Here is a 22,268-nt window from a genome sequence, read left to right on the forward strand (position 1 = left end):
CTGCTGAAAAACTAACTTTTGCTGTCCGACGTTCATAATTATAAGCGTCGGACAGAATAACAATTTAAAAAAAGGAGAAATAAGATGCCTTTTATAGACACAGTAATGCAGAAGGGACATTTAGAAAATGCCTTTGATGCTAAACAGGTTAGTGAACTGGTGTTTCGGACAATGCGGGATTTGATGACCAGGGAAGCATCGGAGCGAGTGGCAGCAGAGCTTCCTGAGGAAGAAGTTCCCACAAAAGATAAACCTATTCAAGATAAGTTAACCGATTTGTGGCAAGATACCGACCCGGTTGCTGGTTTTATGAGCAAAGTTAGAGAACCGCAGAAGTTTGATGCTGATTCTTTTCTATTCCGGATTCGACAAGAAGCCGATTTACCTCAAGGAGTGGACGTAGAAACAGCCGTTTCAGCAGTTTTTAGTGCCACTAAAGAGAAACTCTCACTAGAGCGCAATGAGGAAATAGCCACTTGGTTACCGGACAAAATCAAACAAATGTGGGAAGCCGCATAAAGGTCAGTCAATTTATACCTTGGCAATAATGCGCTCGCGTCCTTCAGCTTTGGCTTGATAAAGGAAGTCGTCAGCTATAGCAATCAAATCTATCGGTGAAGTATCGCCGGAAGGAACAATGCGCTGGCGACGCCTAAACTAACAGTGACGTACTGGCTGACGGAGGATTGGGTATGGGCAATTTTCAAGCCTCGAACGATCCGATGAATTGCCTCAGCCACTTGTATCGCCCCAGCTTTATCTGTATTGGGCAAAATTATGGCGAACTCTTCTCCTCAATTTCTTGTAGATTCAGGGATTGGCGGATGCGATCGCCAATCACCCCAATTAGCTGTTCTTTCTGAAATTGCTGCCGTAGTGCTAAGTCCTTTAGCTTCTGCTCAGTAATGTCTGTAAACGTCGCCACCGCACAACGCTAATGTGGGGGCGTTAACCAAACCCTGGGCGTCAGCGCTGGCGGTTCGCCCCTACCAGAGGTATCGAACTCCTCACTTAAGTGCCTGCACGACGATAGATAATTTGTGCCAGCTCGTTCCGTAAGAGCGCCTCTTGTTGGGTATCGCCTAATGCTGTGGCAAGAGCGATCGCCCGTTCGTAGAAATTCCGAGCATCCACGGTATTTCCTGATGCCCGATACAATTGGGCATACATGCGGAGGGTAATTAATTCTTGACGCCGATTTTCCTGTTCCTGTGCTAGAGCAATGCGTTGATCGAGGGTTCTAAAAGCTAAGAGATATTGTCCCTGAGCGCTATAGGAACCGAAAAGACCGTTCAAGGCGCGAAATTTATTGGCAGGGTCGCGGCTGTTTTGGGCTAGCCTCAAGGCGAAGCGATAGGAAGCGAGGGCGTCTCTGTGGCGATTTAGCGCCCGGTAAGCATCTCCCAAGTTATTGCGAGTATTTGCCTCTCCCAAGGGATCACCTGTGCGACGTCGCAGTGTCAGCGCGGCTTCGTAGCGTTTGATCGCTTGCTGGTAGTCTCCCGCACCAGCGGCGACTAAACCAAGGTTACTCAGACTTAGTCCTTCCCCGGTATCGCTGTCAATGCTCCGGGCGATCGCCAGTGCTTCGCCAAAGGTTCTGGCGGCTGCCTCAAAACTCTCGCTCTGCAACAACACTGTCCCCAGATTATTCAAGGCATAAATCTGCCCCAGGAAGTCTTGGCGGGAACGAGCGACTCCTAAGCGCCGCCGTAGGGCATTTTCTGCCTCAAGGTAGCGCCCTAACTGGGCATAGGTAAGCCCCAGGTAGTCGTAGGTTAAACCAATGCCTTCATAGTCTTCTGCTTGCTGATAAAGCAAGAGTGCTTGCGTCCAGTAGTCAATCGCTTTCTCTAGATTGCCTTTCTGCGCTGCCTGTCCGCCAAAGCGCAACAAGAGGTCAGCTTCACTTCTCACTTCCCCAAGCGTGTCGTTGTAGCGGCGGATATCGAGTTGTTCGTCGAGACCGAGCGCACCTAGACTAGCAGGATTGAGCTGACCAAAGGCACCCGTGTCAGTCAGTATGACTGGTGCGAGTGCTAGTACGGCTGACAGCCACCATCTTTTCATCAAACCCTCCCCTAGGCTTTACAAAAACCAACTCAAATGATGCCCACAACGTCTAGCTGTGAAACCTTAGACCCGCCGTAACTCAAGTTACTTGACTTAAGTCTACTGGCTTAGAGTCGGCATCGCATACCTCTGAGATTGTGGTTCAGAAGTTACTTCCTTACCGAGATAGATCGCGCAGATATCTTCTGGTAAAGCGGCTTCTAGGAGTTGATAGCCTTGCTGCAAGTAAATCCGCACTTCGGCGGGAGCGATCGCTTCTCCTTCTGCCTGTAGATAAGCGGCAATGCGGGTTTCGCTCCAGTGGAATGTTTGCGCCATTACCACCATTAACCGAATTTCAGGCGGCAGTTGTTCCAATGCCTGTTCTAGGTAACACCAAAACGGTGGCGAGGAGGCTTGCAGGTTGTATTGAATCGATTCAACGGGAGGAAGTTCGAGTTGGTTGATGCAGTAAGCCGTTATATTAATCAACCAATTTTGGAAGGAATTTGTCCCGGATGCCATTTCTGCACGTAAGTCTAAACCTCGCAGTTCGTAGTAGATATGACGCCAGGTGAGAGCAAACAGGTAATCGGCTTGTACAGGCGATCGCGCTGAATGCTGAATTAAGGTATAAACAATCGGGCTATAGCGACAGAAAATCGCTGTGAAGTACTTCCCCTGCTCTGGATAGTGCTGAAACAGGGTTAGCAATTCCTGGTCACTGTGAGGAAACAGTGACTTGACCATCGGATGACTGGATTCAGGAAAATGCGGGATTTGCACTGGTTTTAATATTACGAGCTGGAATTAAGAAAATTAAAGTAGATACTTCCCTTAATGTCTACTAGTAGCATCAGTCACAAATTGCTGGTGAGTGTCCTACAGAGCGCTGCAATTTTACTATAGTTGTGCGTAGCTACTTGTGTTCCCAAGTCAGCGATCGCTTTAACTTGGTTAAAATAAGTAGCATCACTCTGGCAGGTAGGCGTGGTTTAATCTTACCTGCAACTGGACATCGGTTATACACACTTTGTCAGTTCATGATTTTATCAATTAGTATCAACACTTTGCTTCCTTCATCCTTGACCCTGGGCGCGTTTTTCCCCGCTTTAGATAGTCTCCTTTCTACTCAAGGCATCATGGTGATGCTGCTAGCCGCCTATGCGGGTGCTATGTGGATGTTTCTCACTAGCGCCCCAAAAGTCCATACCGTCATGGTGACGGATTTGGAAGTGGCGCGGCAATTCTATGAAGGATTGTTGGATTTGTCAGCCGCCGAAGTCCCCTTGCACTACTACTACAACTACGAGCAAACCTTAGGAGTAACGGGTATCGATCCGTTGTATATGTCAGCAGGAATGGGAACCACCAGCGCCACCAAGCTCAATGGTTCAGATGGATTGTGGTATCAGCTTAAAAAGAGCACCCAACTACACGTCATTTCGGGGGCAAGCTTTGGTAGCAAAAATCGCCATCGCCATGTATGTTTTGATCGCGAATGTCTTGAACAGGTGCTGATGCGCGTGCAGATGCGGCAATTGAAGTACAAAGTCCGCTCTCAAAAACCCTTTAATTTCCTAGTGAAGGATATTGAAGGGCGCGTAATTGAGATGGTGGAGGTTTCGGGTTAGGGATTGGGGAAATTCATCGATCTTTCGAGCTTTTATAGAAAGAGATCCCCCCAACTCCCCTTAAAAAGAGGGGCTTTTCATAAGCCGAGGATATTGTAGGGGCGCTCTTGCTTTCATTGGTGTCAACTTAAGCCCATTTTACGAGCTTCTTCCCTTAGTCCAAGCGCCGTTAGCTATATCACCCGATCGCATCCGTACTTTTCCCGGATGTGGGTATTAAAGTATTGACCAACTGAGGTAGCAATTTTTAGCTCGTGATGGATTTTTTCCGGGACATCGTGATATTTGTAGATGCTGCCGTTGGTAAATTCTACTTGCAGGGTTTGGGTATTTTGGTCATAGTCGAAAGACTTCAGCACCTGGCTAGAGTTTTTCAGTAAGGGGAAAGCGATCGCATCCCGAATACTGGCACAATCCGTTAGTAGCATCACCAAGCGATCAATGCCAATTCCCAAACCGCCCGTTGGTGGCATTCCATACTCCAGCGCCGTCAAAAAGTCTTCATCCACGCCTTGCGCTTCCAAATCCCCGGCGGCTTTCCGCGCCGCTTGCGCTTCTAAACGTTCGCGTTGATCGATGGGATCAGTCAACTCAGAAAAGCTATTTGCCAGTTCTCGCCCGACAACAAATAACTCAAATCGCTCGACTAATCCCGGCTTTGAGCGGTGCGGCTTGGCAAGGGGCGAAATTTCTACCGGGAAATCTAACACAAACGTCGGCTGAATCAAAGTTGCTTCGCATTTTTGCTCAAAGGCTTCATTTAGCAACTTTCCGAGGGATTGGCATTCCTCAACATTGGCAATCCCCGCTCCTTTTGCTGCGGATATTGCCTCTTCCAGGGTTTTGAACGAATTGAAATCTAACCCCGTTTGTTCTTTCACCAACTCGTGCATCGTCACGCGCCGCCAAGGGGAAGTGAGGTTAATCTCCTCACCCTGGTAGGTCACTTGTAGCGTTCCCAACACCTGTTGCGCGGTGGTGGTAATAATGCCCTCCGTCAGCGCCATCATGTCGTTGTAGTCGGCGTAAGCCTGGTAAACCTCAATTGAGGTAAATTCTGGGTTGTGGCGCGTAGAGATGCCTTCATTGCGGAAAATCCGTCCTAGTTCAAATACCTTTTCAAACCCACCGACGATTAGCCGCTTCAGGTGGAGTTCTGTGGCGATTCGCAGGTACAACTCCATTTCTAAGGTGTTGTGGTAGGTAATAAACGGACGTGCATCTGCACCCCCGGCTTCTCCTTGAAGTACGGGGGTTTCAATTTCGATGAAGTCTTGCTCTTCTAGGTAACGGCGAATCGCGGCGGTAATTTTGGCACGGCGGCGGAAGGTTTCCCGGACGGTAGGGTTAACAATTAAGTCAACGTAGCGCTGGCGATAGCGCTTTTCGGTATCGGTTAGACCATGCCATTTATCCGGTAAGGGTAAAAGAGATTTTGTCAGCATGGCGTATTGGCTGACGTAAACGGAGAGTTCGCCTTTTTCCGTGCGCTTAATTGTCCCCTTGACGCCGATAATGTCCCCAATATCGGTAAGCTGCTTGAGGTGGTTAAAGGCATCGGGAACGTCTGCCATGCCTTCTGTAATTTTTTTCTTTTCTAGATAAAGCTGAATTGTGCCTGTTTCGTCTTGCAGGCTAAAGAATGCCAGTTTTCCGAACACTCGCCGTGCTAAGATGCGCCCCGCGATCGCTACTTCAAAATCTACTTCTTCGCCAGCAGACAAATCAGCAAATTTCTCTTGGAGTGGGGCGGTATGGTGGGTAGATTCCCAGCGATAGGCATAAGGGTTAAACCCTAGCTGCTTAAGCTGTGCGACTTTTTCTAAGCGTGTGGCACGAATTTCTTCTAAAGGGGACTGATCGGCAGACATAGCGACGAATAACTATAAAAATTGCGTAGACAGAGTTTTAAGACATGGCTCTACCGGATTGTTTTAGGTAGAGGCACGCAAAGTTAAATTATAGAAACGATTTGGCGATCGCAGGTGTTTCGGCAAGTCACCTCACGAGCCTAAACTGAGATTTGCACGCCTGAGGTGACAGTATGGATCAACTAGACCGCTTGATCAAAATGGCAGAAGATGAGCTGACGGAGTACAGCACCGATGCCCGCAAAATGGAAAAACTCCGCCGCAAAATTGGTCTATCTGTCCCCATAGCAGAACAGCGTCGTTGTCGTGAAGCTTTGGCTGTGCAACTTCCCAAAAGTGGCTTTCGCCAAATCCTGGAGGAACAGCGCCAAGCGGTGGCTTTGCCGTTTTGGGGGCTGGCGGGATTAGGGTTATTAGCCGGGGTTTCTCTATCGCAAAGCTTAGGCTATGTCGCCGCCGTCATCGGAACTGTAAGCGCCTATCGCCTCCAGAAATGGGGCTGGGAGTTGCAAGCAAAACGCCTGCTGCTCAATACGCTGGAGGATATTGAAGCCCGGATAACACAACCGCAGCCTGAGTCCTGAGTTAGTTGGAGTTTAGCCGCTTAGAGATTTGGCTAGCGATCCCGCTGATTAGCGCTCCTGCCATGAGAATGCCGATAGCAGGGGTAAAGACGGGTTGCCAAAGGCGATACCAGAGATCGAGTCCTAAAGGAACGCCCAGGGAATGACCGATAACGGCGATCGCTAACCAAAAAAAACTCAACAGCACTAGGAAAAAATCGATCGCCAAAAGTTGGTTGAGCCACTCGGTCAGTTTGTCTTTCATTGTGCGATCGCTAACTAATTTTAGGTACCCTCGAATAGTTTTCGTTACTTTTATCACTTATGCGATCGCCTAGAGACAATTTTTAACACTATTCGTTTGTAACGGTGAGAGTACGAGGCTGACCTTGCCACAAGGAAACGGTAACAATTTTTGCTCCTTCCTCTTCTAAGTCTTCAATGTACCCTGAACGCCTCAGTTCCGCTTCGTCATTGCTTTCAAAAGGGCCAAAATAGTAGGTACAGTGAGGCATTTCTGTCATCACTTTTAGCCACCAAGGTTGAGCGGGGCGAGGGCGATAAGAGCTGATGAGCAGGCTGAAGAAAACCAAGTAAACGCAGAACAAAAAAACTCCAACCATGAGAGAAATCCGCGATTGTAGGAATGGACTGATTCCCTCGGTATCTTTTATGAATGGAAGTGCCTAAACGTCTCATTCATAAAAACTCCGTCAGGCAAAGCGGGCATTTTTTTCAGAGGCTGTCTTGGCAATTGGTAAGTTAGGAAAATTTTTATCTTTTGTTCCTTAAACTCCAAATGTTGAAGAATTTTTAAGATCGAGGTGAATTGACTTTTTGTAGTACAACGGCAACAATGTTGAGCGATCGATGACCCGTGCTCCGTCAATATATAGTTAATGGTAAGACTCTCTCTCGAAAAGTTGCCAGTTAAAATTTTTAGAGTTCACTAACGCAGGGCTTGCTAGAGAGTCAATACAAGGCGCGTCACTTACCCCCCCATAACGTTTATGCAGAGATTCTGCCGCCAACGTCCAGCCATCACCAGCAGCCTAAAAGCCTGTAGTGTTACCCTTCTGTGTGCGTTTGTCGCTGGTTGTTCTTCCTCGTCAGCGCCCAATACTACCGCACAATTTATTTCTCGACTGACTTCAGGGAATCGCCCTGTCGTCTCGGAAGCCCCAGCGACTTGTGAGCTTGCCGTTGATCCCTTCTCTGAGGCAATCAACCAGGCGATGAACGCGGCGATTCTCGCCCAGTCTGCCGAATCTGATCGCCAGTGGAATGCCGTCTCATTAGAGTGGATTCAAGCGATTGAGAGGATGCAGGCGGTTCCTTTTAATAGCCCGAAGAAAGCCTTTGCCCAGAAAAAAGTAACAGAGTACCTGAAAAACTTACAAGTTGCTCAACAGAAAACGAGTACAACGCGATCGCAACTTCCCTTCAACAGTTTTGACAACGCCCTCCTAGATGAGCAGTTGCTGCTGTACTTATCCTACGTTGAGGCGGTAGGAGCACCGGATATCCTCATCGTCGGCAGTTCCCGCGCCTTGTTAGGCGTTGATCCTAGTCAGCTACAGCAATCGTTAGCCGCCAAAGGCAACGCGGGTTTAAAAATCTTTAACTTCGGCGTTAATGGAGCAACAGCGCAATTTGTTGACTTACTAATCCGACAAGTTTTAACACCAGAACAACTGCCCCAAATGATTGTATTGGCAGATGGCGTGCGGGCATTTAATAGCGGACGACCGGATAAAACCTACAGCGCCCTCGTTAGCTCTCCCGGCTATAAGAGTGTTGCTACAGGTAGCCGTCCGAAGCTACCGCCCCAAGAATTAGCACCGGGTGCTACTTGCGGAAAAACACGCCCAGAGGAAGCTGTGATTGTCCCAACGGACGAGGCTAAGAATTCCCAGCCTTTACAGGTAGCCCAAGCCGCTGAAGCTGAGGATACCGCCACTACTTCCCCTCTCCCTCCCGAGCGCTGGCTGATCCGCCAGGTTACCATTGCTCAGGCAAATACTCAGGCAAACACCAGTTACCAAGGCTCTGCAATTGACGCTAACGGCTTCCTGACGGTAGAAGAGCGCTTTTCCCCAACGGAGTACTACCAGCAAAAGCCACGGGTTGCAGGGCGGTACGATGCGGACTACCAACCCTTTAGTATGGCAGGTCAGCAAGCAACGGCTCTCAAGCGGCTACAAGCCTTTGCACGGGAAAAGCAAATTCCGCTTGTAGTGGTTAACCTACCCGTTACCAAAGATTATCTAGATACGGTGCGCCGCAGCCGTGAACAGCAGTTTCGGCAATTTATGCAGCAACGCGCTAGTCAAGAAGGATTTATCTTCGTTGACATGGGCGATCGCTTTCTCAATCAAAATGAATACTTTACTGACCCCAGCCACCTCAACCGCTACGGAGCCGCAGCGGTTTCCAGCCAGCTAGCGGCAGAAAGTAGAATTCCCTGGCCGATTTCAAGACCACAGTAAGAATGCTGTACTGAGAAGTTAGTGGAGGGTTACACTTAAGCTAACCCTCTCTAAAATTTGCTGCGTAGGCAGTTTCAATCCCTAATAGGGATTAGTAGAAGTTTAAACCTGTGATCGCTAGCTGTCGATCGGATCTCGTAGGTGGTTTTCCTATGTGATCTAGAAAGCGACCATCTAGATCTTGAGCAGGCAGAGGGTTTACCCTATCAACACTAAAGGGCGTAAGTCTTTAATGTTTAAGCCTTGCAGCAATCTAAGTCTATACTCACTTCAGCCCTCCCTGTTTTTCAAGGGACTACGGAGGCAGCAGTTTGCTTAAATACCTTGGGGCGCGATTGGTTATAGTCTCAGGGAGTCTATAAGCTTCATTTCCTCTAGCTCATCCTGTAGTATAGGTTATCCCTCAGAGGGTGTCTAGTGTTTATGTTTCAATCCCTAATAGGGATTATTGGTATTTGAAACTAGGTTAGTATGTTACTGCCTAAGGTATAAGCCAGAGTACTCTGTTTCAATCCCTAATAGGGATTATTGGTATTTGAAACGAAAAAGCAAAAAGAGGAGGTTAAAAAAAGCGTAGTTTCAATCCCTAATAGGGATTATTGGTATTTGAAACGAAAATGCAAGTCTGGGTTTAAATCTGAGAAAAGAAGTTTCAATCCCTAATAGGGATTATTGGTATTTGAAACTTTCATCTACTCTCCTTTAGCAGCTTGGAGGAAATAGTTTCAATCCCTAATAGGGATTATTGGTATTTGAAACAGTTGCTAACAAAATGCGTTCGACAATTGTTACTGTTTCAATCCCTAATAGGGATTATTGGTATTTGAAACCTTGAGTGATTGTGTTTTGGTAGCTACTGAGCAACGTTTCAATCCCTAATAGGGATTATTGGTATTTGAAACTCAGTTGGTGAATGTGAACGAGCGATTCCTTGATTTGTTTCAATCCCTAATAGGGATTATTGGTATTTGAAACATAAGTGGTTTTGCCGATCGGATAAAAGAGGCTGGTTCAAGTTTCAATCCCTAATAGGGATTATTGGTATTTGAAACCTTGGTGGTGCTGGACGACTTGATTAAATCCCCGTTTCAATCCCTAATAGGGATTATTGGTATTTGAAACTCATTCTTTGAAAGAAACCCCTCGCTAGTCTGGAGTTTCAATCCCTAATAGGGATTATTGGTATTTGAAACCCGATCCACGTAAACGTGAGTAATTGGATACAGGCGACACGTTTCAATCCCTAATAGGGATTATTGGTATTTGAAACCTGCTCTTTCCCTAAACCGCGCCGCGCTTCCAAAAGAGAAGATGTTTCAATCCCTAATAGGGATTATTGGTATTTGAAACACTTATAGATTGGTGATCTATGGTTCCCACCGTTACCGTTTCAATCCCTAATAGGGATTATTGGTATTTGAAACCACTTCAGCTAATATGCTGGATGCTACCAGAAGCAGGTTTCAATCCCTAATAGGGATTATTGGTATTTGAAACTGGCTGGAAATAAGCCAGGAAGCCTTACGGGAATCCCAGAAGCAGGTTTCAATCCCTAATAGGGATTATTGGTATTTGAAACGGATGTAATTGGGGATGATGATGATAGCTATTCATGTTTCAATCCCTAATAGGGATTATTGGTATTTGAAACGATTCAATGCTTAAGGGTAGTAGAACGAACTTAAACGTTTCAATCCCTAATAGGGATTATTGGTATTTGAAACTGTAGGTAATAGGGTTTATACGATTTAGTTAAATGTTTCAATCCCTAATAGGGATTATTGGTATTTGAAACTAGCTTGCTTTTGTTTCAATGCTAATAGATAGTCTTGTTTCAATCCCTAATAGGGATTATTGGTATTTGAAACGCAGCACAACCAAGCCGGGGGGATGTTTGAATGGTTTCAATCCCTAATAGGGATTATTGGTATTTGAAACTCAATCCGTTGACCGCTAAAGTAACCAATTTAAATGTTTCAATCCCTAATAGGGATTATTGGTATTTGAAACCTTATCTAAAGTTATTAGTACGGTGCCAGGATATTTATTAGTTTCAATCCCTAATAGGGATTATTGGTATTTGAAACTAATATTTTGATGGTGAGTAGTTATCTTCCTAGTTTCAATCCCTAATAGGGATTATTGGTATTTGAAACAGGGAAATAAGCCCTACTTCTCCCCCCTCCTCCAAGTTTCAATCCCTAATAGGGATTATTGGTATTTGAAACCTGTGGTTCCTTTTGGAATCTCCTTTGCTCTCAAGATTGCCGGTTTCAATCCCTAATAGGGATTATTGGTATTTGAAACGATTCTCAGCGGTCTGTAACCTGCTGGGCAAGGGGTTTCAATCCCTAATAGGGATTATTGGTATTTGAAACACCAGTTGCAAGAGATTTTTAAAGCTTCCTTCTCTGGTTTCAATCCCTAATAGGGATTATTGGTATTTGAAACGTCCGGGTCTTTGCCCCGGCATAGCAATCGCTCTGTTTCAATCCCTAATAGGGATTATTGGTATTTGAAACCATTTAGGTCTTTGTGAAGAAGTAAGGCATCATCATCCAGCGAGTTTCAATCCCTAATAGGGATTATTGGTATTTGAAACGTCGCCAGTCGCAACCATTGACGACGCAGCAGCTCGTTTCAATCCCTAATAGGGATTATTGGTATTTGAAACCGGATAGCCTTTTCCGCTTCACTCACCCAGCTAGGGTTTCAATCCCTAATAGGGATTATTGGTATTTGAAACTCGCTGAGTCCAACCGAAGCGTTGCCTCAAGCATTGCTAAAAGTGCGTTTCAATCCCTAATAGGGATTATTGGTATTTGAAACCTCGGATCTCTGGGGGCAAATCTCGAAGGATGGCGTTTCAATCCCTAATAGGGATTATTGGTATTTGAAACCCGCGTTCACCCGGAGCAATGCCCGTAAATATTTGGTTTCAATCCCTAATAGGGATTATTGGTATTTGAAACCTGAGCTGGATTGTGGGTAAGCAGTACTCCCAGTGTTTCAATCCCTAATAGGGATTATTGGTATTTGAAACCTACAGACTGATCGACTGACCTAGCTCCCTTCAGGTTTCAATCCCTAATAGGGATTATTGGTATTTGAAACAGGCGATCGCTTAGAACTTTTAGTAGCCAGCCTCATTCAAGGTTTCAATCCCTAATAGGGATTATTGGTATTTGAAACTATTTCCTCCAAGCTGCTAAGGGGGAATGATGAAGTTTCAATCCCTAATAGGGATTATTGGTATTTGAAACCGCCTACATTAAAGGCATCTATAAGGTACTTTTCATGTTTCAATCCCTAATAGGGATTATTGGTATTTGAAACCTGACTTGGCGGCAAGTGCTTCTTGCACCTAAATAGTTTCAATCCCTAATAGGGATTATTGGTATTTGAAACTATCCCTCAACAACATTGGCGAATTGAGAAATATTGTTTCAATCCCTAATAGGGATTATTGGTATTTGAAACGCAGAGTGTCATCCAGCATTCCATAGAGCCTGTCTCCTAGTGTTTCAATCCCTAATAGGGATTATTGGTATTTGAAACGGCGGTTGATCAATTCCTGTCCCCTCTCTCTTGAAGTTTCAATCCCTAATAGGGATTATTGGTATTTGAAACAACTGTCTGTTCTCGCTTTTGGCGGGCAGTATTTTCTTTGGTTTCAATCCCTAATAGGGATTATTGGTATTTGAAACCCAACGCATCGTGTTACTAGGTGGTGGTACACCTCGACCTGTTTCAATCCCTAATAGGGATTATTGGTATTTGAAACTGCGGCAGCCTGAAAAGCTTGGTGTATTTAGTTTTCGAGGTGCAGTTGCGCGAATGGAAAATATTATAGCATTTGAGGGAGGGAAGCGCCAAAAACCTGAAAAAGACTCTTGGCGAAAATCACCTTCAGACAAGGGTTTCAGCCACGGCGCGGATCGGTTTTGAGGTAGATAGGGGTGAAATCCTTGTAGCAGGAGGGATAGAGGCAGATCAAAACGCGATCGCCTCCCAACACCTACCCATCCGCGCTCGGAACCGTTCAAACTCACAAGATCAAAGCCGAAACATTCTGAGGTTGGTAGTCAGTTCCTAGCTTATTTGCACAAAAGCCCATATCAACCGTTTGATTTGGCTCAAGAACTCGTCCCCAATCTGGCGGAGTCACCACATACTGCGATCCTTGGGGAGCAAAACTGCCATTCCAACTGTTATTGATCGCCGCCTGATTCATCCGGAACTTCAGTTGCCAGTTTTCTGCCTTGGTATTACCTTGATTAGTCACGCGCATACTAACGCAAAAGCCACTTTGCCAATCTGACTGAATATTAGTCTCTGTTTTCAACTTCAGTCGAGAAGGTGCAGATTGGTTAACCCTAAACCGTTCAGGGCGGCGAGGTGTCTCAGAAGTACTCGGTTGAACCCTAACAGAGGGTTGAGGTGAGGGAGTACGAGGAGAACCCAATTCAGATGAAGGTTTTGCCAGCCGAGTATCTCTGCTAACCGACGGTTGAGATGAGGGAGTACGAGGAGAACTTTCCAGCGCACTTTGCCGAGGTAACAAAGTACTGAGAAGTTCTTGCTTCGGTTGCTCGACATTAAGCCAATCCTCTTGCAAAATGCCCCCCGTATCACCACTATTGGGATTCCAACTCCAGTAAGTAAAGCTGAGTTTTTCGCGATTGATGAAATTTACTAACTTTCGCTGCCAAATGCCCTCTTTAGAAGTGCTGTCTACCTGACGCCCTCCAAACTCCCCAATTAAAACAGGGGCAATCTTTTGCCTAGCAATGTAGTTAAATCCAATTTCCCACCGTCTTTCAAGATTGTTAGGAAAACTGGCTTCAGAAAACCAAGGTTGATCGAAAACCCCAGGCCCATATTCATGGGGAGAATAAACTAGCTTATTCTTAACAGACAACCGTACAGGATAGCGCTTTACCCCTTCTAAATTACCGCCCATCCAATGAATGGGTAATTTTTGTCCGGGGACATTATTTTCCACCCCTTCCACCACAATCAACCAATTGGGATTGATCGACAAAATCGCATTACCAGCCCGTTCTGCTGCCAGTCGCCAATCGGTTTGGCGATCGCCAGTACCCCAACTAGCTCGCCCATGGGGTTCATTTTTCAAATCTGCCCCAATCACATTCGCCTGATTTTTATAGCGAGTGGCGAGCATTTTCCAGGCATCAATCCAATCTGCCTCACTAAACCCATCACCATACCAAAGCTCAGGAATGCGTTTGTTGTTGAGCTGATGACTGTCGAGCAGAACTAACAACCCCTGCCGTTGAGCCTCCTGAACAATCAAATCCATCACCTCTAGAGGCGTTTTCCCCTCTAGCTCGTTGTTGCTGCCAATGCTGAAGTCAATCCCAGTCACCTCTTTCTCTTTGAGAGCTTGCACCGAGTAGGGTAGCCGGATGATGTTGTAGCCCAAGCTTTTAATTTGCGACAACATCTCCTTGTAATCTCTCGCCCATAACCCGTGGGGGGCGTGGTTTTCTGTCTCTATCCCGAACCAGTTTACCCCTCTGAGCAAGATAGGTTTCCCGGAAGCATCGACAATTTGGGAACCGCGAGTAGAAAGGGGAACCGGAATGGTTAAAGCCGCCTCTGCTCTGTTTACTGAGTGGTGAGAGTGCAACAACAACGCCGTCAAACCCAACAATAAAGCCAGACTGAACCCGCGCCAAAATTTTCTCAACTTCACAGGCTGAAGTGAAATGGCTCTGATATAACGCGGGTTTGTCCTCTGCGCTGTCTTCGCCGCCGCACTGAAGTGCTGACTACGAACCCTTAAATCAGTACTCTTTGGCTTAGGTGCAGTTTGGCGCGAAAAAATTGTTCGCCTTCGCCTATAGAGTCTGAGAACCGTCAGTCTTAATGCCTGATAGACAAAGTTCAGTAACTGCAAGCTCTGTTGGAAAAACTTAGCCATCTGCATTGGTTTTTTTTAAAGTTCAAAGAAGTAGGTTCGACTCCGCCCGCGTCCAAGGGGATGAGGTAAATCTGTCAAGTTTCTACCCCTTAGGCACTTCTTCATTCATATATAACTCGACCAAGCTGATAGAAGCGCTAAACAATCAAGCCCTCTGTATCCTTAATCAAAATGCTCAAATAGCTGTAATAGAAAGCATTCTGGTATTACTGCTACTCAGTATATTCACCGATTGCTCAGTAAAATTTACTAAAACTTTATACTTTTTCGAGCTTCTTCACTAATCCTATAAGGAAATTTACTGTATATCTGGTTAAGTTTAATCAAGGAGCACCTGTTCAGTAATGCTGCTGGTTAGCTAAAAGCTATCGCTTCTCAAGTTTATTCAATCCTCGTCTATCTTGTGGAGGTTTCAGTCATGACGGTTTCCCCTCTCAAACGGTTTATTTTACCCTCAGTAGTGCTTTCTGGTGCAATCTTTTCTTTGTTAACTTTGCCCTTGACGGTAATTGGTTCTGAGGACGTAGTTATCCAACTTCGGGAGGAACCGATGTTTCATGGCAAGGTTCGGGATGTGGCGGCTCCTTACTTGGGCTTTGCTACAGCACTGTCCTTGGGAGTTGCAGTTGGCAGTGTAGCGATCACAGGATGGCGTGAGTCTAGCCGCAAGTCAGCTCAGATTGACGAAGAATTGTCTACACTTCAAGACAATTTAAAGAAAAAGGAAGGACAAATTGAGGAGCTAAAACTGTCAGAAATGCAGCTACAAGCTTCTGGATTGAACTTCTTTGTAGATGATGAAGTTTCTGACAGCCCCCAGCCAAAAGTTTCTGCTATCAAGGCTACCGAAATCACAGATGCGCCTTGCCAGCAACAAAACAGAAATATCCAGTCAAACGCCCCTGTTAAGGCTACCGAAAGCAAGGTTGAACCAGAATCCGTAGGATATCATCTAGACCGTTGGTCTTTTACCCCTAGGGAACAAAAGCCTGCCATGGCTTATGCGATCGCTGATGAAACAACTTATTCCACGGCTGGCAAATCTTTAGCCGTCAGTGAAAGAAATGGCAGGAAAGAGCAGCCCTTGATGCAGATTCAAGAGCTACAAAGTCAATTTGAACAAATGATGTCTCAACTCCAGAGCCTGCAAACGGTTCTGCAAGACCCGGATGAATCCACCCCTCTCCAAGAGGAAGTAGAAAGTCCTCATCCTATTCTAGAGGAGATTCATCATCGCTTATTAGTTCTAGAATCTCAGCGGCAACAACACCAAGCAGTTTCCCAATCTTCACCAGAGCAACCTGAAAAAAAATCTTCAAGAAGCCGCAGAAGAGCCCCTAGAAAAACGGCTTAACCCCTTTTATCTAAAATGCTCAGGTATGGGAGCGTTGCTATAGGGATTTCTTTACAAAGTCCGAGTCTTAACGTAAAAACTCTGAAGATGAAAGGGGAGCGTTGGTCTGAGTTTCGCTAGCCGGTGGCAAGTTAGCCGGTTGAGCGTTCGGTGGTTCCTCCTTAATCAGGAAGCGATCGCCCCAGCCCCCATTTTCATCCTCTGCTCCTAAAACTGGAGGTGTGGTTTTTCCGGTCGGAAGTGGAATCAAGAGAGTTTTTGTTGCTTGTATATATTGATCATCGGTTGTAAATCGGACGAGTTCGCCAGAGGGATTGGCGAGTAGTGTTTCTAGCTTTTGTGCTAAAGCAGGAGACTGAATTGCGGGTTCGACCAGAGCGACAAAGGTCACCTCTGTCTCTGGGTTCACAGAAACTCCCATCTCAGACTGATTGAGTTGCCAAGCTTCTTGAAACTGACCATTGGGTGCAATTTGCCAGAGATTCAACGTAGCTTGCCAGTTTCCCTGCTCTACCTTGACAATTTGTCGAGCCAGGATAGAATAAGTTGCGTTTTGTTGAAAAACCCCATCCGGCGTTGAACCAGGACGAAGCGAGCGAGTCGCTGCTACGGCAATCAGACTTTGCTCAGGTAGATTAGTACTTCCAGCAACCAGATAAGCCCCAGGACGGCTTGATGGTTGCACTTGCATGTTCAACTCAACTTTCGGCGATCGCTCTTGGGTGCATCCAGTAATAAGAATTAGAACTAAAATCAGACAAACGCCTACTGTCCGTAAATATACGAACCTACGGGTCAATCTCTGAGGGAAAGTTAGTGGACAAAATAGATTTGGCATGGGTGAATGATCAAAATAGCGACGAACGGCTGAGGGATAAACTCGAACGATCTGATAGCGGTTGGGGCAATTTAAACTCAGGATATTCGTCAATATATCAAGCCAAGCTTAGTGATGCATCCAATCTTTCTTGATTTTCGCCGCTCTACCGTCTCAGACTCGCGACGGTTTGCTAGCTCGCTTTCAGTGGGGTCAGTATTGGTTCTCTTGGTCATGGAGTTGTTGGCAAGCCAACCCACCCCAGCTAATCCGCCGCCACAACCCCAAAATTCTGAGCCGATTCCGGCATCAGCATTGGCACAACGCCGTCCGGAGACGCCTCAAGCCTTCGTTCCCAGACCGTCAGAACGGCAGATACCAACGCCTTCAACCTTCCAATCCATTGAGCAAGTTGAAGACGCCTTAATCCAACAGATGTCAGGCAATGCGGCGGTGGCTCCGGCTGCTCGTACTACTGCGTCCAGCCCGGTCTTTACTCCTCCTAGCCCAGCGCAAACCTTCTCCGGACGCGAGGGGGGTATTCCGGCATTGCCTCCTAATCCAACCGGGGCGATCGCTGAACCCCCACTTTTAGTGACAACGGGAAGCAATTCTGACGTAGGTTTAGGGTTATTAGCCCCAAGACAGCAGGAGTGCCTAGGGACGAGTTGCGATCGCCTCCAACCCTCGACAGCGCAACGGGGAACCCTCACCCCAACCATTCCCACTCTCCCTCCTAGCAATTCCTCCCCTAGTGGTAACTTTGCTGCGCCAGCGCTGACTCCTTCTATAGGGAATCCTTCCGCTCAGTTCCCGACTATCGACCCACCAGCGGCGGTACCGTCACAACAGGAACCCCTGCAGCGCAGTACGGCTTTGAACGAGCCAAGCTTGCAGTTACAAGGCGTCTATTTGCTCCAGGGCGATGATTCTTCGGCACGAGCTAGGCTAGCAGCCGTTTACCCCCTGACCCCCCGCGTTTTAGCGGGTGCCACCCTGGATTTAACCGATGGCACTGCCTTTGATGATTCTCGCGGACAGGGACTGCAACTGAACGAACTGTATTTAGCAACCTCGCTGCAAGATTTGCCGAATCTCCGCTTTGTCATCGGACAAATCGATTTAACGTCTTACTTCGATCGCAATAGCTTTGCCAAAGACGGAGCCACGCATTTCTTCAATCCCGTGTTTCAGACTAATCCTGCCCTCAGCGCCACGGGAATTGCTCCTCGTACAGGTGCCTTAGTTAACTGGACTCTGACCGATAACATTGAGGCGAAGGCGGCGGTTTATTCTTCCGCGCGGAATATTGGCGGCTTCACCTTAGATGGATTTGCTGGGGAAGTGGGCATCAGGTACGGTAACGCCATTATTCGTGGCACCTATGCCGCCAGCCGCGATGCCGGACTCAACGATGGATTCCAGGGAATATTTCAACTCCCCAGGGGAGATGATCGTTTTGGCATTTTGGAATCTGACCGAGAGGAATCCTATGGTGTGAATGCGGAAGTATTTGTTCCTAATCTCAATTTAGGGTTATTTGGTCGCTACGGTCGGTACGAAAATCAAGCCTTAGGTTTAGGGGGAGATACGTTTAATTTCGGGGTTAGCTTTTTAGACTTATTTACCCCAGAAGATCGGCTAGGTATCGCTTATGGTCGCGCGTTGTCTAACGAGCAACTGCGGCAACAAGCAGGAATTGAGCGACCGGATGTATTAGAGGTATTTTACGATTTTCGCTTTTTATCTAACCTCCGGCTCGGTTTTTCAGTTCAGCAACGCAATGACTTTTCCGAGACAGTCTTAGGTGTTCGAGTTAAAACTGAGTTTGATGTAACTCCAACTAATAGAGAGTTTCGATAATGCAACAGGATTACTCTATTGGCACTGGCGTTCGGCGAGAACACAAGACTCGCCCTGGATGGCGGCGTTGGATTGCGGTTGTAAGTTTGGGGTTTTTGTGGGAACCAATGCTCTGCCCGGTGGTGGTTCCCGCCGCTTACGCCCAAACTGTACCCGCAGACATCCAGCGTGCCTATACGCTTTTGGGTCGAGGCTGGATTGATGATGCGATCGCTGCCTTTGAGCAAGCCGTGCGGCGTTACCCTCAGTCGATACCCGCCGCTACAGGATTGGCGATCGCTTACCGACGGGCGGGACAAGATGAAAACGCCTGGAAGGCTTATCAACAGTTAATCACCCTCGAGCCAGACAACCAACTGGCACTAAAAACCGTGGGATTTTTGGGTGCTTATCGCTCAGAGTGGCAACCTAAGGGCATTGAGGCACTCACCACTTTATTAAATTTGAATCCTGGTGACACCGAAGCCCGCGCCCAACGCGCCTTACTTTACGGTTACCAAGGAAGATTTTCGGAAGCGCTGGCAGACTATCAGGTGGCGCTACAAAGTAATCCCACTCCTAATGTTTTGCTAGGGGCAGCCCAGACTTACACCTACAGCGGCGACTACCAAAGAGGACTGGAACTATTTAATCGCTATCGGGCGACAGGGCAAGCGATTGATGGGTTTGCCGCGATCGCCTATTCTCGTGCTTTACGGGAAACCGGGACTCCCGCCGTTGCCGTACAGGTTCTAGAAAGTCAGTTACAAGCTTCTAACTCAACCACATTAGATGAGCGCGGGATTCAGACGCGGGCGGAATTATCCAGAGCTTATCTAGCGAATGAACAACCCGCCCAAGCCTTAGCAATTCTCGACCCCTTGAGAAGTAGAGCCGAGGCAATTTTACCGTTAGCGCGATCGCTCAATGAAATTGGTCGTCGTGCCAACCAACCCACCCTCTCCGCAGAAGCCGCCGACCTCTACAAACTGGCACTAGACCAGTCCTCCAATCCCTCCCCCCAGTTAGTTCGAGAAGTAGCGGATGTGTTGAGTGGCGTTCCTGCAGAGCAGGAATTTGCCCTGCAACTGTATCAACAACTAGCGAGAAGCCAACCGGATGATAGCAGTCTGTTGGTGCAGCAATTAGCGCTAGAAAATCAACTCGGTCTCATCTCGCAAACTGACCTCAGACAGCGCTTGCAGACCGCCTTGCAAACGCTCCCCACCGATTTCTTGCAACAGCGGCGAATCGCTCAATCGTTGCTCCGAGTAGACCCTCCCATTCCAGAACTGCTGCCGATTTACCAAAATCTGCTGGCTACAGGCGTAAATGAACCGTTCTTAAACTTCCGAATTGCTCAAATCTACATCCAGAATAACCAGTTAGCGGCGGCAAGAGGTGCCTTAGCCGCTTACAACGCCACCAGCGAGGGCGTTGACGACCAAGCCCCAGAGTTGCTAATTGCAGACATTGAGCGTCGCGAGGGCAACTTAGAAGCTAGCGCCCAACGTTATCAAGGATTGATTGCTAGTAGCCCCACCGATCCAGACATTCTCAGTGGAGCCTTGCAGGGACTGGCGGGAGTCCGCATCGCTCAAGGTCGTCCTGACGCGGCGCTGGATCTGTATGACCAGCTCATTGCCCTCAACCCTCAAGACTCCACCCTGCAACTGGGACGAGCAAGTCTTGCCTACCAAGCTAGACGCATTACCCAGTCAGAGGCGGAGGCAATTCTCAACAACTGGCTAGTCACCCAACCTGCAACCAGCGCCCCTCCGGAACTATTTAGCTTAGTGGCTACCCTCCCCGCCAATTCACGACTGGAGCCTCTGTATAACACCCTGCTTGAGATTGACCCCACTAATATCCCGGTACAACTGCGATTAGTTCAGGCGATCGCTACCCGTAACCCAGCCGAGGCAAGGGCGCGAGTGGCGCGGTTGATTGCCAACGATCCAGACAACCTCGGTGCCTACTTCGTACAAGGAGAATTAGCGCAAGCCACGGGCGATTTGGAACTGGCTGACCGGGCTTACCAGAGGATTTTGACTCAGGAGCCGGATAATACTGGAGCCTTAGCCGCTTTAGGGGGCGTTCGCTTTCGACAGCGGCGCTTCGACCAGGCGGAGGAACTGTATTCCCAAGCTCTGGCGGTCAATCCGGATGATGTGGGAGTGCGCCGCGCTTTAGCCGGACTGTCGGCGGCACAAGACCGACCACTAGCGGCACTACAGCAACTGGAAGTGCTACAACTCGAACAAGTCGCCAACGGGACATCCGACAGCGAATTGTCTCAGCAAATGCAACAGCTACAAGAGGGCTTTCTCAGACGCAGAGGCTTTCAGCCGAGTTGGGAACGCTACTAGCTAAAGGATGAACCGATGAATAGAAGTCGCTGGAATCTATTGAAAATTACCGCCGGGTGTAAATTCTTATTCATCTTTCCCGCTTATACTTTCATCCTGTTTTCTCTGGCGGGCTGTTTTTCCGACTCCCAGGTGAGACAGCCAGAAACCCCACCAGAAAGCACTCCAGTTGCTACCGTCTCTCCTGTGGTAAGTCGCACCCCGTCGCTGCCTTCAGCAACGGAAAACCAGGAACTGCTCCAGCAAAGTTGGGAGGTTTACAAACAGCGCTTTATTCAAGACGATGGGCGAGTCATCGATCGGGAAGCTAGCGATCGCTCGATTTCCGAAGCCCAAGCCTACGCCATGCTCCGCGCCGTGTTAATTGATGACCCAACGACCTTTGCCAAAACCCTCGACTGGGCAGAGAAGAATCTCCGGCGTCAGGAGGCAAATGGACAACCCGGCGATCGCTTGTGGGCATGGAAGTGGGGACGCGACAAAACGGGGAAGTGGGGAGTTATCGACCGAAATTTTGCCAGTGATGCTGATATCGATGCGATTACCGCCCTGATTTTTGCGGCTCGTCGCTGGAATCGTCCGGAATACCTGGAGTTAGCTCGCGGCAAGCTACAAGATTTGTGGGAGTACTCTACAGTGACTACGGCTAATGGCAGGCGCTATTTGCTACCAGGGCCACAGGAGGCGTTTGTGAAGCCGCCCTTGGTGAAGCTTAACCCCTCCTACCTTGCCCCCTACGCCTTCCGCCTATTTGCTCAAGTCGATGGCGACCACGACTGGATGAGTTTGGTAGACAGCAGTTACTACGTGCTAGAAAATGCTGCTCAGATTTCCGCTGTGAAGTTGCCGAGTGATTGGGTTGCCCTAGATACCGAAACGGGTCTATTCCAGAGCGTACCCCAATCCAGCCCGCTGCACTCGCAGTATGGCTTTGATGCTTACCGCGTTTGGTGGCGAGTCGCTTTAGATGCTGCCTGGTTTGAGTCTCCGGAAGCTTTGCAGTTTTTGCGCCAGCACTTGGGCGATTTGCAGGAGCGCTGGCGCAGCGAAGGAAAAATTCCCGCTCAGATCAATTTACAAGGGCAACCAACCGTTGATTATGAATCTACTTCGCAATATGCCATGCTTTATGCTGCCTTGCGCTTAATCGACTCGGAAACAGCCGAACAGATCCGACAACGCAAACTGCTAACGTCCTACAAAGAGGGGGTTTGGGATAATGACATGGCTTACTACGTTCAGAATCTTGCTTGGTTGGGGTTATTGCCTCCTACTACCGTGACGGCACAGCTTTTAGACCCGGACGAACGCTAGCGATCGCGCGCACAAT

Annotated in this window: 17 protein-coding genes and 1 CRISPR repeat array; of the genes, 8 read left to right on the forward strand and 9 right to left on the reverse strand. The window is 47.8% G+C overall.

Annotated features, from left to right (window positions below):
• The first annotated feature begins 84 nt into the window (after window positions 1-84).
• On the forward strand, window positions 85-519 hold the full coding sequence (locus tag AC5JR3_RS08750; protein ID WP_495845014.1) for a DUF2267 domain-containing protein: 435 nt from the start codon (window positions 85-87) through the stop codon (window positions 517-519).
• Between the two features lie 89 nt (window positions 520-608).
• Here AC5JR3_RS08750 and AC5JR3_RS08755 read toward each other — a convergent pair whose 3' ends face one another.
• From AC5JR3_RS08755 to AC5JR3_RS08770, 4 genes are all read right to left on the reverse strand, one after another.
• Window positions 609-773 (reverse strand): diguanylate cyclase domain-containing protein, encoded by a 165-nt coding sequence (locus tag AC5JR3_RS08755; RefSeq protein ID WP_495845015.1) that lies wholly within the window; start codon window positions 771-773, stop codon window positions 609-611.
• Between the two features lie 2 nt (window positions 774-775).
• Window positions 776-925 (reverse strand): hypothetical protein, encoded by a 150-nt coding sequence (locus AC5JR3_RS08760; protein ID WP_495845017.1) that lies wholly within the window; start codon window positions 923-925, stop codon window positions 776-778.
• Window positions 926-1,011: 86 nt separating this feature from the next.
• On the reverse strand, window positions 1,012-2,070 hold the full coding sequence (locus AC5JR3_RS08765; RefSeq protein WP_495845019.1) for a tetratricopeptide repeat protein: 1,059 nt from the start codon (window positions 2,068-2,070) through the stop codon (window positions 1,012-1,014).
• Between the two features lie 102 nt (window positions 2,071-2,172).
• Window positions 2,173-2,838, reverse strand: coding sequence for an RNA polymerase sigma factor (locus AC5JR3_RS08770; protein WP_495845021.1), 666 nt, complete (start codon window positions 2,836-2,838; stop codon window positions 2,173-2,175).
• 257 nt (window positions 2,839-3,095) lie between these two features.
• On the opposite strand from AC5JR3_RS08770, the gene AC5JR3_RS08775 reads away from it, so the two are divergent.
• Entirely contained in the window at window positions 3,096-3,686 is a 591-nt protein-coding gene (locus AC5JR3_RS08775; protein ID WP_495845073.1) for a glyoxalase-like domain protein, read from the forward strand.
• A gap of 173 nt (window positions 3,687-3,859) precedes the next feature.
• Here the strand turns inward: AC5JR3_RS08775 and lysS are convergent, their stop codons facing one another.
• On the reverse strand, window positions 3,860-5,557 hold the full coding sequence (lysS, locus tag AC5JR3_RS08780; protein WP_495845023.1) for a lysine--tRNA ligase: 1,698 nt from the start codon (window positions 5,555-5,557) through the stop codon (window positions 3,860-3,862).
• Between the two features lie 173 nt (window positions 5,558-5,730).
• Here lysS and AC5JR3_RS08785 point away from each other — a divergent pair, with 173 nt between their 5' ends.
• Window positions 5,731-6,141, forward strand: a complete 411-nt coding sequence (locus AC5JR3_RS08785) for a hypothetical protein (protein WP_495845024.1) — start codon at window positions 5,731-5,733, stop codon at window positions 6,139-6,141.
• A gap of 1 nt (window position 6,142) precedes the next feature.
• Here the strand turns inward: AC5JR3_RS08785 and AC5JR3_RS08790 are convergent, their stop codons facing one another.
• Window positions 6,143-6,385, reverse strand: coding sequence for a DUF8620 family protein (locus AC5JR3_RS08790; RefSeq protein ID WP_495845026.1), 243 nt, complete (start codon window positions 6,383-6,385; stop codon window positions 6,143-6,145).
• 88 nt (window positions 6,386-6,473) lie between these two features.
• Entirely contained in the window at window positions 6,474-6,743 is a 270-nt protein-coding gene (locus tag AC5JR3_RS08795) for a DUF1816 domain-containing protein (protein WP_495845028.1), read from the reverse strand.
• Window positions 6,744-7,130: 387 nt separating this feature from the next.
• On the opposite strand from AC5JR3_RS08795, the gene AC5JR3_RS08800 reads away from it, so the two are divergent.
• Window positions 7,131-8,609 (forward strand): hypothetical protein, encoded by a 1,479-nt coding sequence (locus tag AC5JR3_RS08800; RefSeq protein ID WP_495845029.1) that lies wholly within the window; start codon window positions 7,131-7,133, stop codon window positions 8,607-8,609.
• Between the two features lie 425 nt (window positions 8,610-9,034).
• A CRISPR array of direct repeats spans window positions 9,035-12,393; the repeat unit is 37 nt; unit sequence GTTTCAATCCCTAATAGGGATTATTGGTATTTGAAAC.
• 264 nt (window positions 12,394-12,657) lie between these two features.
• On the opposite strand, the gene AC5JR3_RS08805 is transcribed toward AC5JR3_RS08800, so the two are convergent.
• On the reverse strand, window positions 12,658-14,562 hold the full coding sequence (locus tag AC5JR3_RS08805) for a cellulase family glycosylhydrolase (protein WP_495845031.1): 1,905 nt from the start codon (window positions 14,560-14,562) through the stop codon (window positions 12,658-12,660).
• Window positions 14,563-14,974: 412 nt separating this feature from the next.
• Between AC5JR3_RS08805 and AC5JR3_RS08810 the strand changes: the two genes are divergently transcribed.
• On the forward strand, window positions 14,975-15,910 hold the full coding sequence (locus AC5JR3_RS08810) for a hypothetical protein (RefSeq protein ID WP_495845033.1): 936 nt from the start codon (window positions 14,975-14,977) through the stop codon (window positions 15,908-15,910).
• Between the two features lie 67 nt (window positions 15,911-15,977).
• Here the strand turns inward: AC5JR3_RS08810 and AC5JR3_RS08815 are convergent, their stop codons facing one another.
• The gene (locus AC5JR3_RS08815) at window positions 15,978-16,601 is read right to left on the reverse strand and encodes a hypothetical protein (protein ID WP_495845035.1); all 624 of its coding nucleotides are present in this window, start codon (window positions 16,599-16,601) and stop codon (window positions 15,978-15,980) included.
• A gap of 261 nt (window positions 16,602-16,862) precedes the next feature.
• Here AC5JR3_RS08815 and AC5JR3_RS08820 point away from each other — a divergent pair, with 261 nt between their 5' ends.
• From AC5JR3_RS08820 to AC5JR3_RS08830, 3 genes are read left to right on the forward strand one after another with little or no spacing between them, the layout of a single operon-like run.
• Window positions 16,863-18,590: a carbohydrate porin gene (locus tag AC5JR3_RS08820; RefSeq protein WP_495845037.1), complete on the forward strand. Its 1,728-nt coding sequence runs from the start codon at window positions 16,863-16,865 to the stop codon at window positions 18,588-18,590.
• On the forward strand, window positions 18,590-20,938 hold the full coding sequence (locus tag AC5JR3_RS08825) for a tetratricopeptide repeat protein (RefSeq protein ID WP_495845039.1): 2,349 nt from the start codon (window positions 18,590-18,592) through the stop codon (window positions 20,936-20,938). The genes AC5JR3_RS08820 and AC5JR3_RS08825 overlap by 1 nt, the downstream gene beginning before the upstream one ends.
• A 15-nt stretch (window positions 20,939-20,953) precedes the next feature.
• Complete coding sequence (locus tag AC5JR3_RS08830) at window positions 20,954-22,252, forward strand: family 8 glycosyl hydrolase (RefSeq protein ID WP_495845042.1); 1,299 nt, start codon at window positions 20,954-20,956, stop codon at window positions 22,250-22,252.
• Window positions 22,253-22,268: the final 16 nt, after the last annotated feature.

The sequence above is a fragment of the Kastovskya adunca genome, assembly GCF_059505785.1.

Bases quoted from the DNA above. Each gene is read 5' to 3' on its own strand.
- AC5JR3_RS08750 (WP_495845014.1), top strand. From the start codon at position 85: ATGCCTTTTATAGACACAGTAATGCAGAAGGGACATTTAGAAAATGCC.
- AC5JR3_RS08765 (WP_495845019.1), bottom strand. From the start codon at position 2,070: ATGAAAAGATGGTGGCTGTCAGCCGTACTAGCACTCGCACCAGTCATA.
- AC5JR3_RS08775 (WP_495845073.1), top strand. From the start codon at position 3,096: ATGATTTTATCAATTAGTATCAACACTTTGCTTCCTTCATCCTTGACC.
- lysS (WP_495845023.1), bottom strand. From the start codon at position 5,557: ATGTCTGCCGATCAGTCCCCTTTAGAAGAAATTCGTGCCACACGCTTA.
- AC5JR3_RS08785 (WP_495845024.1), top strand. From the start codon at position 5,731: ATGGATCAACTAGACCGCTTGATCAAAATGGCAGAAGATGAGCTGACG.
- AC5JR3_RS08790 (WP_495845026.1), bottom strand. From the start codon at position 6,385: ATGAAAGACAAACTGACCGAGTGGCTCAACCAACTTTTGGCGATCGAT.
- AC5JR3_RS08795 (WP_495845028.1), bottom strand. From the start codon at position 6,743: ATGGTTGGAGTTTTTTTGTTCTGCGTTTACTTGGTTTTCTTCAGCCTG.
- AC5JR3_RS08800 (WP_495845029.1), top strand. From the start codon at position 7,131: ATGCAGAGATTCTGCCGCCAACGTCCAGCCATCACCAGCAGCCTAAAA.
- AC5JR3_RS08805 (WP_495845031.1), bottom strand. From the start codon at position 14,562: ATGCAGATGGCTAAGTTTTTCCAACAGAGCTTGCAGTTACTGAACTTT.
- AC5JR3_RS08810 (WP_495845033.1), top strand. From the start codon at position 14,975: ATGACGGTTTCCCCTCTCAAACGGTTTATTTTACCCTCAGTAGTGCTT.
- AC5JR3_RS08815 (WP_495845035.1), bottom strand. From the start codon at position 16,601: ATGCAAGTGCAACCATCAAGCCGTCCTGGGGCTTATCTGGTTGCTGGA.
- AC5JR3_RS08820 (WP_495845037.1), top strand. From the start codon at position 16,863: ATGCATCCAATCTTTCTTGATTTTCGCCGCTCTACCGTCTCAGACTCG.
- AC5JR3_RS08825 (WP_495845039.1), top strand. From the start codon at position 18,590: ATGCAACAGGATTACTCTATTGGCACTGGCGTTCGGCGAGAACACAAG.
- AC5JR3_RS08830 (WP_495845042.1), top strand. From the start codon at position 20,954: ATGAATAGAAGTCGCTGGAATCTATTGAAAATTACCGCCGGGTGTAAA.